The organism is Bacillus cereus group sp. RP29 (genome assembly GCF_040459765.1).
Classification (GTDB): Bacteria; Bacillota; Bacilli; order Bacillales; family Bacillaceae_G; genus Bacillus_A; species Bacillus_A paranthracis.
Map to the genome: position 1 here is coordinate 905,918 of NZ_JARVHN010000001.1, position 14,233 is coordinate 920,150.

Here is a 14,233-nt window from a genome sequence, read left to right on the forward strand (position 1 = left end):
TATGGTCAATTTGTTAATAGGTATTATTTTTATATTGTTATGTGTCATTTATATACAATATAAAATGAGGAAAAATAGTAGCAAAAATTTGCGATACACATATGAAAAGTTAGAAAGTATTGTTAATGAAAAAACAGGTGAGAAGTTACTTGTTATGACAGATGATCTAGAATTGCAAAAATTGTTAGTGGCAATTAATCAATTGTTAGATGCAAAACAGAAAACGAATGCAGATCATGCGAAAGTAGAAATTTCGATGAGAAAAATGCTTTCAAATATTTCACATGATTTGAAGACGCCACTAACAGTTATTCTTGGATATACAGAAATGTTAAATAAGGATAAAACGATAAATGAAGAAGAACAACAAATATTACTTGAGAAAGTGCATACGAAAACACTAGAAGTGATGGAACTAATTCATAAGTTTTTTGATTTAGCAAAATTAGAATCTGGTGACAAAGCAATCGAGATGACAAAAGTGAATATGAATGAAGTTTGTCGTGAGAAGATTTTATCTTTTTATGATTTAGTGACGTCGAAAGGTTTTCATGTTCATATTGATATACCAGAAAGAAATATATATGCACTTGGAAATGTAGAAGTATTAGGTAGGGTATTGAACAATTTTATATCAAATGCGATTACATATGGAGACGATGGAAAGACACTTGGTATGACGTTAAGAGATGATGAAACGAATGTGTATATAGACGTATGGGATACAGGAAAAGGAATTGATGAATCGCATATTGATAAAGTGTTCGAGCGTATGTACACACTTGAAGATTCAAGAAATAGATTGTACCAAGGGAGCGGTTTAGGGTTAACGATTACGAAAAGGCTTGTGGAAGCGATGGATGGAAAAATTCATCTTTCTAGTAAGCCGTATGAAAAAACAATTTTTACAGTTGCATTAAAAAAGATGCAGTTTTAGCTTGTAGAGAAGTAGATTCTACAAGCTTTTTTGCAGCGTAAGGAATTTGTAAGAAACGGGTAAGAAAAAAGAGATTTCCGTTGTCTATTATAGAAATATAAAGTAGTGCGAAAGGGGAAAGTGATATGACCTATATATTAAAAACGAATCAGTTAACGAAAGTGTTTAAAGGAAAAGAAGTTATTTCTAGCGTTAACATGCATGTGAAAAAAGGAGAGATATACGGTTTCTTAGGACCGAATGGTGCTGGTAAAACAACGATTATGAAAATGATTACAAATTTAATAAAACCGACGAGCGGTGAGATTGAAATTTTCGGTGAGAAGTTAACAGATACATCTTATGAAGTATTAAAGAGAATGGGGACGATTATTGAATATCCAATCTTTTATGATAAATTAACGGCGAAAGAAAACTTAGAATTACATTGTGAATATATGGGCTATTACGATAAAAATGAAATTGACCATGCTTTACATTTAGTGAAGCTGCAAGGTATAGATAATAAAAAAGTAAAAGATTTTTCATTAGGAATGAAACAACGACTCGGTATTGCAAGGGCAATCGTAACAAAGCCAGAATTACTCATTTTAGATGAACCAATTAACGGTTTAGATCCAATTGGTATTAAAGAATTAAGAGACTTATTTAAAATGCTCTGCAAAGAATATGGCATTACATTATTAGTCTCTAGTCATATTTTAGGTGAGATGGAGCTAATGGCGGATACAATTGGTGTCATTCAAAATGGAAAACTAATAAAAGAAGTTTCAATGAAGAGTATTAACGGAAAACAAACAGAGTACATTGAAATCACTGTTCCTGATGTGAAGCGTGCAGCTTATATTTTAGAAGATAAACTTGGCATAAAAAATTATAAAATAATGAGTGGAAATATGATTCGTGTGTATGATACAGAAGTGTCTCAGCAAGCCATTTCAAAAGCGCTTATTATGAACGATGTGGAAATTGAAAGTATTAATAAGAAACATAGTTCCTTAGAGGAATATTTCTTAAATGTAATGGATGGAGAGGGCATTCATGCTTAATGGATTGTTAGTGAATCTAGTAAGTGGATTGGTCGTAATGTTCATAAGCGGGATTTTATATTATAGGAAACCAGAGCGGAAATGGTTGTTAATTCTACTAATGATAGGAATGTTAAGCGTAGTTACTGCTGGAATTAGAATGTTAGCAGCATAAAGACAGTTATATAAAGAATGGAGGAGTGGTTTTGTATGCTTAGATTAATGAAGCTCGAATGGAAGAAACATCAATTATCTAGTTACTTTAAAAGTGTAGCAATTTGTATTATAGCAATTTTCGCTGTAGTAAGCCTTATGGCAGTGGGAATGAAAGCCGAGGAAGACGTGCTCTTCTCTGACTTCACACAGAACATGGCTTTAGTAAATATTTTTATTAGGGTAACATTCATTATTTTTAGTTCGGTCATTTTATCACGTTTAGTAATTGATGAGTATAAGAACAAAACGATACAACTATCATTTATGTATCCACTGCAAAGGAAAATGCTAATGAGTGCGAAACTAACAATTGTTTTCTGTTTTTGTTTTGTGAGCACGATTATCGCGACTTTCATTATTAGCTTGCTCGTATATTTTGTGAGTCCAATGATGGGACTGATTGAAACACCTGCTACGATAGGCGAAATAATAGCTATCGTTCCAGGTACTATTATAAGTGCATTTATGATATCTGGTATAAGTTTAATTCCTTTATTTTTTGGAATGAGAAAGAAATCGACACCGACAACGATTACTTCGGCAGTAATAATTGGTATGCTGATTAGTGGTAACGTTGGTGCTGGAAACGGTCAAGTAAGTATGTTTGATTTTATAGCTATCCCAATCGTGCTCTGTTTATTAGGAATTTTCATTAGTTATCTATCATTTCGTAAAATCGACAAGATCGATGTGGCGTGAAGTAAGCTTAAAACAAAAACGAACTGGGGTATGAATAATGAAAAAAATGATAGTAATTGCAATAGTATTCATTACAATTGCTAGTGTAGTTTTTGGTATTAAGGTATTTCAGGGGAAAGATTTTAAGAAAGAAAAGTCTTTTGAGATAAATAATATAAAAGAAATAGAAGTAGACAATGAAAACTGGGATATTGAATTTAAAAGTACAGATGCTAATAAAATAGTAATTTCCGCTCAAGGTGAACAAGTAGATAAAGAGATAGATCCCGTCAAAATAGAAAATGACGAAAATAAAATTGTGATTAAGCAAAAACAAAAGGCAGCCAAATTTTTTAATGGTTTTACGTTTAGAAAGAAAAATAGTATATGTATAGCTATTCCGAAGAAAGAGATAGGTAAAATTGTAGTAAATAATAAATCGGGTGATGTGAAAATAAACGATATAGTAGTAAAAAGCATCGTGACAAAAGGCAAATCTGGGGATGGAATGATTGTAGGATTATCAGCCGAGAAAGGTGAATTCATATCGCAAAGTGGAGAGTTAGTTGTAAAAGATAGTTCAGTACAAGAATTAAATATAAAGTCTACGACTGGTGATAACTATATAACAAATGTAAGTAACTCAAATATGAACATCACTTCAACATCTGGGGAAGTATTGCTGAAAGATATGATAGAAGGAAAATCATTATTTATAGAAACAAAATCAGGGGATATTGGCGTACGGTATAAAGGTGTCCCGGCATCATTGAAGCTTATGGCTAAAAGTAATTCGGCTGACGTAATAGTAGATTTAAAAGGACTTAAGAAAGATAAAAGTACAGAAAAAATAAAAGTAGGAACAATTGGTGATGCGAAAAATGAAGCGAAGATTTTAAGTGAAACAGGAGTCATTTATATTGATTAAATCTTAGGAGGAAGGAGGACTATCATGCTACATTTAATGAAGCTAGAATTGAAAAAGTTTAAGCTTGGTTGGTACGTGAAGAGGGCAATTATTGCGAATATTGTTATACTGGCAGTAATGATCTTTGTGAGCATCATCGCTCAAGTAGAAGGTGATGCAGAAATAAGGAATCCAGAGACGATATTGTTAATGGCTAGCACAATAGTAAGAGCAACATTTATTATTTTTGGTAGTGTATTAATCGCAAGGTTAATAATTGGCGAATATAAAAATAAAACAATACTACTTATGTTTTCTTATCCTATTAACCGAAAGAAAATGATGGCTAGTAAGTTGGCTATTACAGCGATAGTAACATTTATAACAGTTATTGTATCTAACATTTTAGTAGTAGGAATTTTCTTTGGGATAGATAGCTATTTTTCAATTCTTCCTAATTCATTCACAGTAGATCAATTGGTGCAAGAAGGAATAAAACTGGTTCCTTTAGCCATTGCAACTGCGGGAATGAGTTTAATCCCTCTATATTTCGGAATGCGTAAACGTTCAGTGCCAACTACAATTGTTTCATCTCTTATCGTTGTCTCAATTGCAATGAATAGCAACCCAGAGTTTTCTACAGCAACTTTTCTTCCCCTTCAACTAGCATTGGCAGCAATTGGAGTTGCCATTGCATATTACGGAATTAAAAATATAGAGAAGGAAGATATAACTGTATGATAAGAATACGTAAAATAGTTTCACATGAAACAAGTTACAGAAAAAGACAAGATGTGTAAACACCTTGTCTTTTTCTGCTGTTACATTTTAGGAGCTTCCATTCCAGCGGCAGCCCATTCTTCTTTTGCAGGGCCATATACGCCAGGGACTGTTAAGCCAGCTTGCCTCATTAATACCGTCATTTGTCCGCGGTGGTGATTTTGATGATTAATAAGTGTCATTAAAAATATAGAATTTGGCATAGGACGACCAAAGAAGTCATTAATAGTTGCTAAATCTTTATCAGCCCATTTACTTTGAAGTGCTTCAACAAAAGCTGTATTCACTTTACGATATCCATCTGCAATTGTTTTTGCTGAAGTTGGAACAGGATAATCTTTCGTTTCTCCTTCAAATTTAAGTCCCGTACCAGATAGTATAACTGGTATTGCCGTCACGATATGCCAAGAGACTCTGCCTAACGTCCAGTGCCCAGGTGCAATTTCTTGTGATAAAGACTCATCGGTTAATGCATCGAGCATCTTTTGAGTAGACTCAGCCTCGTATGTCCATGATTGCAAGAAACCTTCAATAGTTTGATACATATTTATCCCCCCTAGTTATGTTCATAGGTTAAATTCGTGAAAAAAAGATAGTTTCCTTTGGGCTTATGAGAATGAATGAAAAAAGAGGCTTCTCACATAAGAAGCCTCTTTTTTTAATTAATCTTCTTTCCACTCTTCCTTATTAACCATAGGAAATAAGTTGATCCAAGTACAGCAACGTTCAAATCTGTGTTAACAATAAAGGGGTGAATAATCGCTGAGCCGGGAGTTGAAATACCGATTCCTATTAAAGTAAGGGGTGTTGAGCTAAACTCTAATTTTCATGAAAAGAAAAGTAAAATTCCAACTGCAAGTAATCCACCAATGAATATACCAATTGGATTGAAATTTATATGTATATGCAGAATGGAGAAAAAGAATTTCGTTTGAGCAAGAAGGCGAAAGTACAAGCAAAAGGAGAGCAAATCGCATGTAATAATTACTAGAATGTATGGAATAAATCTGCGTTTATCCCCACTAGGCAAAGTATGTCTTTGTTATTTAGATAGTTGTTTTCTAACTCGTTGATTGTACTTAAAAGATCGAATGTAAAGGAAGTGATCAACATGTCTTCATGGCTCAATAATACAAATGGATATTGTAGTTGTAATAATCAAAATGGTGTACATGTTGATTCATGCTGTTTTAGTTGCGATGGGACAGTGCCTAAAGTTGGTCCAACGGGTCCGACGGGGGCAACAGGATTAACGGGAGCGACAGGCCCAACAGGATCAACGGGTCCAACGGGAGTAACAGGATCAACGGGAGCGACAGGAGTAACAGGATCAACGGGTCCAACGGGAGCGACGGGAATAACAGGATCAACGGGTCCAACGGGAGCGACAGGAGTAACAGGATCAACGGGTCCAACGGGAGCGACAGGAATAACAGGATCAACAGGTCCAACGGGAGCGACGGGAATAACAGGGTCAACGGGTCCGACGGGAGTAACAGGTACAAGTATCACGGCGACGTATGCATTTGCAAATAATACGTCAGGAACAGCGATATCGGTACTTCTAGGTGGAACGAATGTCCCGCTTCCGAATAATCAAAATATCGGTCCTGGTATTACGGTTTCCGGGGGAAATACAGTATTTACGGTTGCAAATGCTGGGAATTATTATATTTCATATACGATTAATATAACGGCTTCATTATTAGTCAGTTCTCGTATTACAATTAATGGAGCACCACTTGCTGGAACGATCAATTCTCCTGCGTTAGCAACTACATCATTTAGCGCAACAATTATTACAACTCTTGCAGCAGGAGATGCTATTAGTTTGCAACTATTTGGTTTGTTAGCTGTTGCAACATTATCAACAACTACACCAGGAGCTGTGTTAACGATAATAAGATTAAGCTAAATAATAACTCTCTTATTTTTTTATAGATTAGGAGAGTTTGTACATATAATAAGAAGTTAATGGAGTGAAGCATAGTTATATAAAAGTCAGAATATTATGATTGTAACGTTATGGTGACTATAATATAATGAAAACAACCTCATGAATGAACATTCATTTATTTTTATGTATTTGAAGGGGGAATGAAGGTGGAAAAACCATGGTTGAAAAATTATCCAGAGGAAATTCCAAGTACAATTTCTTATGATATTCAGCCGCTTCATAAATATGTAGAACAGATGGCTTCTCGCTACCCAGAAAAGAAAGCGCTTCACTTTTTAGGGAAGGATATTACATTTTCAGACTTTCATGATAAGGTGAAGAGATTTGCAAATTATCTTCAAAAGCTCGGTGTGGAAAAGGGTGATCGAGTTGCCATTATGTTGCCGAATTGTCCGCAAGCTGTAATCGGTTATTACGGTACATTACTTGCGGGAGGTATCGTAGTCCAAACAAATCCATTATATACAGAAAGAGAATTAGAATATCAACTTCATGACTCGGGAGCAAAAGTCATTCTTTGCCTCGATTTAGTGTTCCCAAGAGTAACGAATGTTCAATCTGCTACAAAAATTGAGCATATTATCGTAACTCGTATTGCGGACTTTTTGCCCTTCCCTAAAAATCTATTGTATCCATTTGTGCAGAAAAAACAGTCAAATTTAGTTGTGAAAGTATCAGAGAGTGAAACGATTCACCTTTGGAACTCAGTAGAAAAAGAAGTGAATACGGATGTTGAGGTGCCTTGTGATCCTGAAAATGATTTAGCTCTTTTACAGTACACAGGAGGAACAACTGGATTTCCGAAAGGCGTTATGTTAACGCATAAAAACCTCGTTTCTAACACTTTGATGGGAGTTCAATGGTTATATAATTGCAAAGAAGGAGAAGAAGTCGTTCTTGGGGTTCTTCCATTTTTCCACGTGTATGGCATGACGGCTGTCATGAATTTAAGTATTATGCAAGGATACAAAATGGTTCTTATTCCAAAATTTGATATGAAAATGGTTTTTGAAGCGATTAAGAAGCATAAAGTGACATTGTTCCCAGGGGCACCAACTATTTATATCGCTCTTTTAAATAGCCCGCTTTTAAAAGAATACGATATTTCGTCTATTCGTGCTTGTATTAGTGGATCAGCACCACTGCCAGTAGAAGTACAGGAAAAGTTCGAAACAGTTACAGGGGGTAAACTCGTAGAGGGATATGGTTTAACAGAATCATCTCCAGTTACACATAGTAATTTTTTATGGGAAAAGCGAGTGCCAGGTAGCATTGGAGTTCCGTGGCCAGATACAGAAGCAATGATTATGTCGCTTGAAACTGGTGAGGCATTACCACCGGGAGAAATCGGTGAAATTGTAGTAAAAGGCCCTCAAATTATGAAAGGATATTGGAATAAGCCAGAAGAAACAGCAGCTGTACTGCAAGATGGGTGGCTCCATACAGGGGACGTTGGCTACATGGATGAAGATGGCTTTTTCTATGTGAAAGATCGTAAGAAAGATATGATTGTTGCGAGTGGATTTAATGTGTATCCTCGTGAAGTAGAAGAAGTATTATATGAGCATGAAAAAGTGCAAGAAGTAGTGACAATTGGAGTTCCCGATCCGTATAGGGGAGAGACAGTTAAAGCGTTTGTTGTGTTAAAAGAAGGTACAGAGTGTTCTGAGGAAGAATTAAATCAGTTTGCTCGTAAATATTTAGCGGCCTATAAAGTTCCGAAAGTATATGAGTTTAGAGATGAACTGCCGAAAACGACAGTTGGGAAAATTTTGCGCCGTGTCCTAATTGAGGAAGAGAAAAGAAAGAATGAGGATGAGCAAACGGGCTAAGGCCCTTTCTTTTTGAAAAAATGGGATTGACACTTTTCTAAATAGTCAGTATTATAAGAATGTGAATGACTATTCATTCAGTCATCTTCTTGAAGGGGACAGTAAAGTGAAGAAAAATAGACCGAAATACAATCAAATTATTGATGCGGCAGTCATTGTGATTGCGGAGAATGGGTACCACCAAGCGCAAGTTTCTAAAATAGCAAAGCAAGCTGGGGTAGCTGATGGCACGATTTATTTATATTTTAAAAATAAAGAAGATATATTAATATCCTTATTCCAAGAGAAGATGGGAGAATTTGTCGAAACAATTCGTCAAAAAACAGCAGGAATTGAAAGCGCTGTATCGAAGTTATTCATGTTGGTAGAAACGCACTTCTTGCTGTTGTCGCAAAATGATCCTCTTGCTATCGTTACGCAATTAGAGCTAAGACAGTCCAATCAAGACTTACGCCTGAAAATAAATGAAGTATTAAAAGGCTACTTACAAGTTATTGATGAGATTTTAGAGACTGGTATAAAGCAAGATGAATTCCAAGCGGATTTAAATGTTCGCGTGGCAAGACAAATGATCTTTGGAACAGTAGATGAAGTTGTGACCAATTGGGTAATGAGCGATCATAAGTATGATCTGGTCGCACTTTCAAAAACGGTACATGGGCTACTTATTGCAGCTTGTGGTTATCGTCAATAATGGGAGGGATCATGTTGAAATTCCTATCTGTAAGAGTTGAAGATCATATCGCGGTGGCTACGTTAAATCATGCGCCAGCTAACGCGATGTCTTCACAAGTTATGCATGACGTTACTGAATTAATTGATCAAGTGGAGAAGGATGATAACATTCGTGTTGTTGTTATTCACGGTGAAGGGCGCTTCTTCTCGGCGGGAGCAGATATTAAAGAATTTACATCTGTTACTGAAGCGAAGCAAGCGACTGAATTAGCGCAGCTTGGACAAGTTACGTTTGAGCGCGTTGAAAAATGTTCAAAACCAGTTATCGCGGCAATTCATGGAGCGGCACTTGGCGGCGGCCTTGAGTTTGCTATGTCTTGCCACATGCGCTTTGCAACTGAAAGTGCAAAACTTGGTTTACCTGAATTAACACTTGGATTAATTCCTGGATTTGCAGGTACACAGCGATTACCACGTTATGTTGGGAAAGCGAAAGCTTGTGAAATGATGTTAACAAGTACACCGATTACTGGTGCAGAAGCATTAAAATGGGGACTAGTTAACGGAGTTTTTGCTGAAGAAACATTTTTAGATGATACGCTTAAAGTTGCAAAACAGATTGCTGGAAAAAGCCCAGCGACGACTCGTGCTGTACTAGAGTTATTGCAAACGACGAAATCGTCTCATTATTATGAAGGTGTACAACGCGAAGCTCAAATCTTTGGTGAAGTATTTACGAGTGAAGATGGAAGAGAAGGTGTAGCGGCGTTTTTAGAAAAACGTAAGCCTTCATTTAGCGGCAGGTAGTTCAATTATTTTTTTAATATAAATTAACAGAAAATTAAAATTGATAGAATCTTTCTGAAAAACAAGGGGGTAAATGGAATGAACATCTACGTACTCATGAAACGAACATTTGATACAGAAGAAAAAATCGTAATTAAAAACGGTGCAATTTACGATGGCGAAGCGGAATTCATCATCAACCCTTACGATGAATATGCAATTGAAGAAGCAATTCAAGTAAGAGACGCACAAGGTGGAGAAGTTACTGTCGTAACAGTTGGTGGCGAAGATAGTGAGAAAGAACTTCGTACGGCGTTAGCGATGGGCTGCGATAAAGCGGTATTAATTAATATTGAAGATGATGTAGAAAATGGTGACCAGTTCACGACAGCAAAAGTGCTTGCTGAATATTTAAAAGATAAAGATGCAGATTTAATTTTAGGCGGAAACGTTGCAATTGATGGTGCATCTGGACAAGTTGGTCCGCGTGTAGCTGAAGCGTTAAATATTCCGTACGTAACGACAATTACAAAACTTGAAATTGACGGTACAAACGTGAAGATTGAGCGCGATGTTGAAGGTGATACAGAAGTGATTGAAACTTCATTACCAGTTTTAGTAACAGCACAGCAAGGTTTAAATGAACCTCGTTATCCATCGCTTCCAGGTATTATGAAAGCGAAGAAAAAGCCACTAGAAGAATTAGAATTAGATGATTTAGATTTAGAAGAAGATGATGTGGAAGCAAAGACAAAAACAATTGAAATCTATTTGCCTCCTAAGAAAGATGCAGGAAAAGTGTTACAAGGCGAGCTGCAAGATCAAGTAAAAGAACTTGTATCGTTGCTCCATACAGAAGCGAAAGTAATCTAATAAAATACGAAATTATATATGCAGGAGGGAAAATCTATGGCTCGTAAAGTATTAGTAATGGGTGAAGTTCGTGATGGATCGCTACGTAACGTTTCGTTTGAAGCGGTAGCAGCAGCAAAAACAATTGCAGAAGGCGGTGAAGTAGTAGGTCTTCTAGTTGGAGATAGCGTTGCTTCTTTTGCAAATGAATTGATTCATTACGGTGCAGATCGCGTTGTGACAGTTGAAAATGATAAATTAAAATCATATACATCTGATGGCTATGCACAAGCATTTTTAGCTGTATATGCTGAAGAAAATCCAGAAGGAATTGTATTTGGACATACAGCACTTGGGAAAGATTTATCACCAAAATTAGCAGCGAAGCTTGAAGCTGGTCTAGTTTCTGACGTAACTGCTTTAGAAGTTGAAGGTGGAAATGTTATCTTTACTCGTCCAATTTACTCTGGTAAAGCGTTTGAGAAGAAGATTGTAACAGACGGCATCTTATTTGCGACAGTGCGTCCAAATAACATCGCAACGCTTGAAAAAGATGAGTCTCGCAGTGGTGACGTGTCTTCTATTACAGTAGATGTGAAAGACTTACGTACAATCATTCAAGATGTCGTCCGTAAGACGGCAGAAGGCGTTGATCTTTCTGAAGCAAAAGTGATTATCGCTGGCGGACGCGGTGTGAAGAGTGAAGAAGGGTTCAAGCCATTAAAAGAGTTAGCTGATGTATTAGGCGGCGCTGTTGGAGCATCTCGTGGTGCTTGTGACGCTGAGTATTGCGATTACTCATTACAAATTGGTCAAACTGGTAAAGTTGTTACGCCAGACCTATACATTGCATGCGGTATTTCTGGAGCGATTCAGCATTTAGCTGGTATGTCTAACTCAAAAATAATCGTTGCGATTAATAAAGACCCAGAAGCAAGTATCTTCAAAGTAGCTGACTACGGTATTGTTGGCGATCTATTTGAAGTGGTACCTCTTTTAACAGAAGAGTTTAAAAAGTTAAAAGTACATTCATGATTTGAGTACCCTTGAGTTCCAAGTGAAGTACCCCTATATATAGAAAAAGGTGAGAGATCCCCTGTCTCTCATCTTTTTAGTATTTAATCCGTATTTTTATATAGTATAAAGGAACACTTTTTTGTTACAATACATAACGATACATATTATTCGCCACGTATATAAGTTAATGATATACTCTTGGTAGAATATACTTGAAGGAGGAAATAAAATGGCAATTGTAAACGCAAATGACCAAAGCTTCGCAGCAGAAACTAGCGAAGGTGTTGTATTATTAGATTTCTGGGCACCTTGGTGTGGACCTTGTAAAATGATCGCTCCTGTATTAGAGGAAATTGATGCAGAACTAGGCGAAAAAGTAAAAGTAGTAAAAGTAGACGTGGATGAAAATCAAGAAACTGCTCGTCAATTCGAAGTAATGAGCATTCCAGCTCTTTTCGTATTAAAAGACGGTAAAGTAGTTGATCAAGCGTTAGGTTACAAACCGAAAGAAGCGTTAGTAGAATTAGTTTCTAAACACTTCTAAAATAAAAAGGCTACCATTTGGTAGCCTTTTTTATTTTCCTTTTTTACACCTTTCCGTTACAATGAAAGAACGTATGTTGGGTGTTTTGGCATAGTATGTTTTCATGTGAAAATAAAAATGCTAAGCATGTAGAAATGGAGGGTAACGAGTGCACGAACATTTAAAAGAGAAGTTGGCTATTTTACCAGATCAACCTGGTTGTTATTTAATGAAAGATAAGCAAGGAACGGTTATATATGTCGGAAAGGCAAAAGTGCTTAAAAATCGTGTGCGCTCGTACTTTACTGGTTCGCATGATGGAAAAACACTTCGGCTAGTAGGGGAAATTGTAGATTTTGAATATATTGTAACCTCCTCAAATCTAGAGGCGCTCATTTTGGAGTTAAACTTAATAAAAAAACATGACCCAAAATATAATATTCAATTAAAAGATGATAAAACATATCCTTTTATTAAAATTACAGCTGAGAAACAACCGCGATTACTTATTACGCGAAATGTAAAAAAGGATAAGGGAAAGTATTTTGGTCCTTATCCGAATGCACAATCAGCTCATGAAACGAAAAAACTGCTAGATCGTATGTACCCGCTTCGTAAGTGCTCAAATATGCCCGATAAAGTTTGTTTATATTATCATATGGGTCAATGTTTAGCACCTTGTGTGAAAGAAGTTACGGAAGAACAAAATAAAGAAATTGTAGATGAAATTATTAAGTTTTTAAATGGTGGACATAAAGAAGTTCGTTCGGAATTAGAAACAAAAATGTATGAAGCTTCAGAGAAACTAGAGTTTGAACGTGCAAAAGAGTTACGTGATCAAATCGCTCATATCGATGCGATTATGGAAAAACAAAAGATGATTATGAGTGATTTAGTGGACCGTGATGTGTTTGGCTATGCAGTTGATAAAGGGTGGATGTGTGTTCAAGTTTTCTTCGTTCGAAAAGGAAAGCTAATCGAACGTGATGTTTCTATGTTTCCAATCTACGATGAACCAGAAGAGGGGTTCTTAACGTTTATCGGTCAATTTTATGAAAACAGCAGTCATTTTAAGCCGAAGGAAATTGTCGTTCCAGGAAGTATAGACTCAGAGTTAGTAGAACGCTTTTTAGAAGTGGAAGCGACACAGCCGAAACGCGGTAAGAAAAAAGATCTTGTAGAACTGGCAAATAAAAATGCGAAGATTGCCTTGGAAGAGAAATTCTATTTAATTGAACGTGATGAAGAGCGAACGATTAAAGCGGTAGAGAATTTAGGGAAGCAGCTCGGAATTGAAACGCCTTATCGTATTGAAGCGTTTGATAACTCAAATATTCAAGGGACAAATCCTGTTTCGGCAATGATTGCTTTTATTGATGGGAAACCAGCTAAGAAAGAATACAGGAAATATAAAATTAAAACAGTTCAAGGACCAGATGATTATGAGTCTATGAGAGAAGTTGTGAGACGCCGTTATACAAGGGCGCTGAAAGAGGGGTTACCTTTACCAGATTTAATCATTATTGATGGCGGAAAAGGTCATCTGGCGGCTGCAAGTGATGTTTTAGAAAATGAGCTCGGTTTATATATTCCGATGGCAGGTCTTGTAAAAGATGACAAACATAAAACATCTCATTTAATTATTGGAGATCCACCTGAACCTGTGATGCTTGAGAGAAATAGCCAAGAATTTTATTTATTACAGCGCATTCAAGATGAAGTGCATCGATTTGCAATTACATTCCATCGTCAATTACACGGGAAATCTGTCATTCAATCGGCACTCGATGATATTCCTGGAATTGGAGATAAACGAAAAAAGATATTGTTAAAACATTTCGGATCGCTAAAAAAGATGAAAGAGGCTTCTGTAACAGAATTTGTCGAAGCGGGTATGCCGAAAAATGTCGCAGAGACGATTTATAGTTATTTAGCGGATAAGAAGACGTTGTAGTTTACAACGTCTTCTATTTTTTGGTATAATTTCTGAAGATTTAAAATAAATTCAAATGAATGAAAATGCAAAAAGTCAACTAAACTGATAT

General features: G+C 36.2%; 15 protein-coding genes and 1 pseudogene. 14 read left to right on the forward strand and 2 right to left on the reverse strand.

Annotated features, from left to right (window positions below; all coding sequences use genetic code 11):
* The first annotated feature begins 1 nt into the window (after position 1).
* The 6 genes from QCI47_RS04695 to QCI47_RS04720 all read left to right on the forward strand — a co-directional run bounded on the left by QCI47_RS04695 (position 2) and on the right by QCI47_RS04720 (position 4,507).
* The gene (locus QCI47_RS04695; protein WP_000247662.1) at positions 2–937 is read left to right on the forward strand and encodes a HAMP domain-containing histidine kinase; all 936 of its coding nucleotides are present in this window, start codon (positions 2–4) and stop codon (positions 935–937) included.
* Positions 938–1,062: 125 nt separating this feature from the next.
* The gene (locus tag QCI47_RS04700) at positions 1,063–1,986 is read left to right on the forward strand and encodes an ABC transporter ATP-binding protein (RefSeq protein ID WP_000221094.1); all 924 of its coding nucleotides are present in this window, start codon (positions 1,063–1,065) and stop codon (positions 1,984–1,986) included.
* On the forward strand, positions 1,979–2,140 hold the full coding sequence (locus QCI47_RS04705; protein WP_000931773.1) for a hypothetical protein: 162 nt from the start codon (positions 1,979–1,981) through the stop codon (positions 2,138–2,140). Before QCI47_RS04700 ends, QCI47_RS04705 begins: the two co-directional genes overlap by 8 nt.
* A 35-nt stretch (positions 2,141–2,175) precedes the next feature.
* Positions 2,176–2,880 carry an ABC transporter permease gene (locus QCI47_RS04710; protein WP_000945219.1) on the forward strand — a complete coding sequence of 235 codons (705 nt, stop codon included), beginning with the start codon at positions 2,176–2,178 and terminating at the stop codon, positions 2,878–2,880.
* 37 nt (positions 2,881–2,917) lie between these two features.
* Positions 2,918–3,787 (forward strand): DUF4097 family beta strand repeat-containing protein, encoded by an 870-nt coding sequence (locus QCI47_RS04715; protein ID WP_076873237.1) that lies wholly within the window; start codon positions 2,918–2,920, stop codon positions 3,785–3,787.
* Between the two features lie 24 nt (positions 3,788–3,811).
* Entirely contained in the window at positions 3,812–4,507 is a 696-nt protein-coding gene (locus tag QCI47_RS04720) for an ABC transporter permease (protein ID WP_074543109.1), read from the forward strand.
* A gap of 80 nt (positions 4,508–4,587) precedes the next feature.
* Here QCI47_RS04720 and QCI47_RS04725 read toward each other — a convergent pair whose 3' ends face one another.
* Both QCI47_RS04725 and QCI47_RS30250 read right to left on the reverse strand, forming a co-directional pair.
* The gene (locus tag QCI47_RS04725) at positions 4,588–5,091 is read right to left on the reverse strand and encodes a DinB family protein (RefSeq protein ID WP_076873235.1); all 504 of its coding nucleotides are present in this window, start codon (positions 5,089–5,091) and stop codon (positions 4,588–4,590) included.
* Between the two features lie 155 nt (positions 5,092–5,246).
* Positions 5,247–5,438 (reverse strand): annotated as a pseudogene (locus tag QCI47_RS30250) (hypothetical protein); the annotation flags it as partial.
* 219 nt (positions 5,439–5,657) lie between these two features.
* Here QCI47_RS30250 and QCI47_RS30255 point away from each other — a divergent pair.
* The 8 genes from QCI47_RS30255 (at position 5,658) to uvrC (ending at position 14,142) form a co-directional block, all read left to right on the forward strand.
* Positions 5,658–6,461, forward strand: a complete 804-nt coding sequence (locus QCI47_RS30255) for a BclA C-terminal domain-containing protein (protein WP_483299102.1) — start codon at positions 5,658–5,660, stop codon at positions 6,459–6,461.
* Positions 6,462–6,649: 188 nt separating this feature from the next.
* Complete coding sequence (locus QCI47_RS04740) at positions 6,650–8,335, forward strand: long-chain-fatty-acid--CoA ligase (protein WP_000414715.1); 1,686 nt, start codon at positions 6,650–6,652, stop codon at positions 8,333–8,335.
* Positions 8,336–8,441: 106 nt separating this feature from the next.
* Positions 8,442–9,029, forward strand: coding sequence for a fatty acid metabolism transcriptional regulator FadR (locus QCI47_RS04745; protein ID WP_483299103.1), 588 nt, complete (start codon positions 8,442–8,444; stop codon positions 9,027–9,029).
* Positions 9,030–9,040: 11 nt separating this feature from the next.
* Positions 9,041–9,817, forward strand: coding sequence for an enoyl-CoA hydratase (locus QCI47_RS04750; protein WP_000911295.1), 777 nt, complete (start codon positions 9,041–9,043; stop codon positions 9,815–9,817).
* 78 nt (positions 9,818–9,895) lie between these two features.
* Positions 9,896–10,669, forward strand: a complete 774-nt coding sequence (gene etfB, locus QCI47_RS04755; protein ID WP_001029030.1) for an electron transfer flavoprotein subunit beta — start codon at positions 9,896–9,898, stop codon at positions 10,667–10,669.
* Between the two features lie 36 nt (positions 10,670–10,705).
* A complete protein-coding gene (etfA, locus tag QCI47_RS04760; RefSeq protein WP_000101965.1) occupies positions 10,706–11,683 on the forward strand; it encodes an electron transfer flavoprotein subunit alpha in 978 nt (325 codons plus the stop codon).
* 211 nt (positions 11,684–11,894) lie between these two features.
* The gene (gene trxA, locus QCI47_RS04765; RefSeq protein ID WP_001018943.1) at positions 11,895–12,209 is read left to right on the forward strand and encodes a thioredoxin; all 315 of its coding nucleotides are present in this window, start codon (positions 11,895–11,897) and stop codon (positions 12,207–12,209) included.
* Positions 12,210–12,357: 148 nt separating this feature from the next.
* A complete protein-coding gene (gene uvrC / locus QCI47_RS04770; protein WP_000544272.1) occupies positions 12,358–14,142 on the forward strand; it encodes an excinuclease ABC subunit C in 1,785 nt (594 codons plus the stop codon).
* The last annotated feature ends 91 nt before the right edge of the window (positions 14,143–14,233 follow it).

Bases quoted from the DNA above. Each gene is read 5' to 3' on its own strand.
- QCI47_RS30255 (WP_483299102.1), top strand. From the start codon at position 5,658: ATGTCTTCATGGCTCAATAATACAAATGGATATTGTAGTTGTAATAAT.
- QCI47_RS04725 (WP_076873235.1), bottom strand. From the start codon at position 5,091: ATGTATCAAACTATTGAAGGTTTCTTGCAATCATGGACATACGAGGCT.
- etfA (WP_000101965.1), top strand. From the start codon at position 10,706: ATGGCTCGTAAAGTATTAGTAATGGGTGAAGTTCGTGATGGATCGCTA.
- etfB (WP_001029030.1), top strand. From the start codon at position 9,896: ATGAACATCTACGTACTCATGAAACGAACATTTGATACAGAAGAAAAA.
- QCI47_RS04715 (WP_076873237.1), top strand. From the start codon at position 2,918: ATGAAAAAAATGATAGTAATTGCAATAGTATTCATTACAATTGCTAGT.
- QCI47_RS04700 (WP_000221094.1), top strand. From the start codon at position 1,063: ATGACCTATATATTAAAAACGAATCAGTTAACGAAAGTGTTTAAAGGA.
- trxA (WP_001018943.1), top strand. From the start codon at position 11,895: ATGGCAATTGTAAACGCAAATGACCAAAGCTTCGCAGCAGAAACTAGC.
- QCI47_RS04705 (WP_000931773.1), top strand. From the start codon at position 1,979: ATGCTTAATGGATTGTTAGTGAATCTAGTAAGTGGATTGGTCGTAATG.
- QCI47_RS04720 (WP_074543109.1), top strand. From the start codon at position 3,812: ATGCTACATTTAATGAAGCTAGAATTGAAAAAGTTTAAGCTTGGTTGG.
- QCI47_RS04695 (WP_000247662.1), top strand. From the start codon at position 2: ATGGTCAATTTGTTAATAGGTATTATTTTTATATTGTTATGTGTCATT.
- QCI47_RS04750 (WP_000911295.1), top strand. From the start codon at position 9,041: ATGTTGAAATTCCTATCTGTAAGAGTTGAAGATCATATCGCGGTGGCT.
- QCI47_RS04710 (WP_000945219.1), top strand. From the start codon at position 2,176: ATGCTTAGATTAATGAAGCTCGAATGGAAGAAACATCAATTATCTAGT.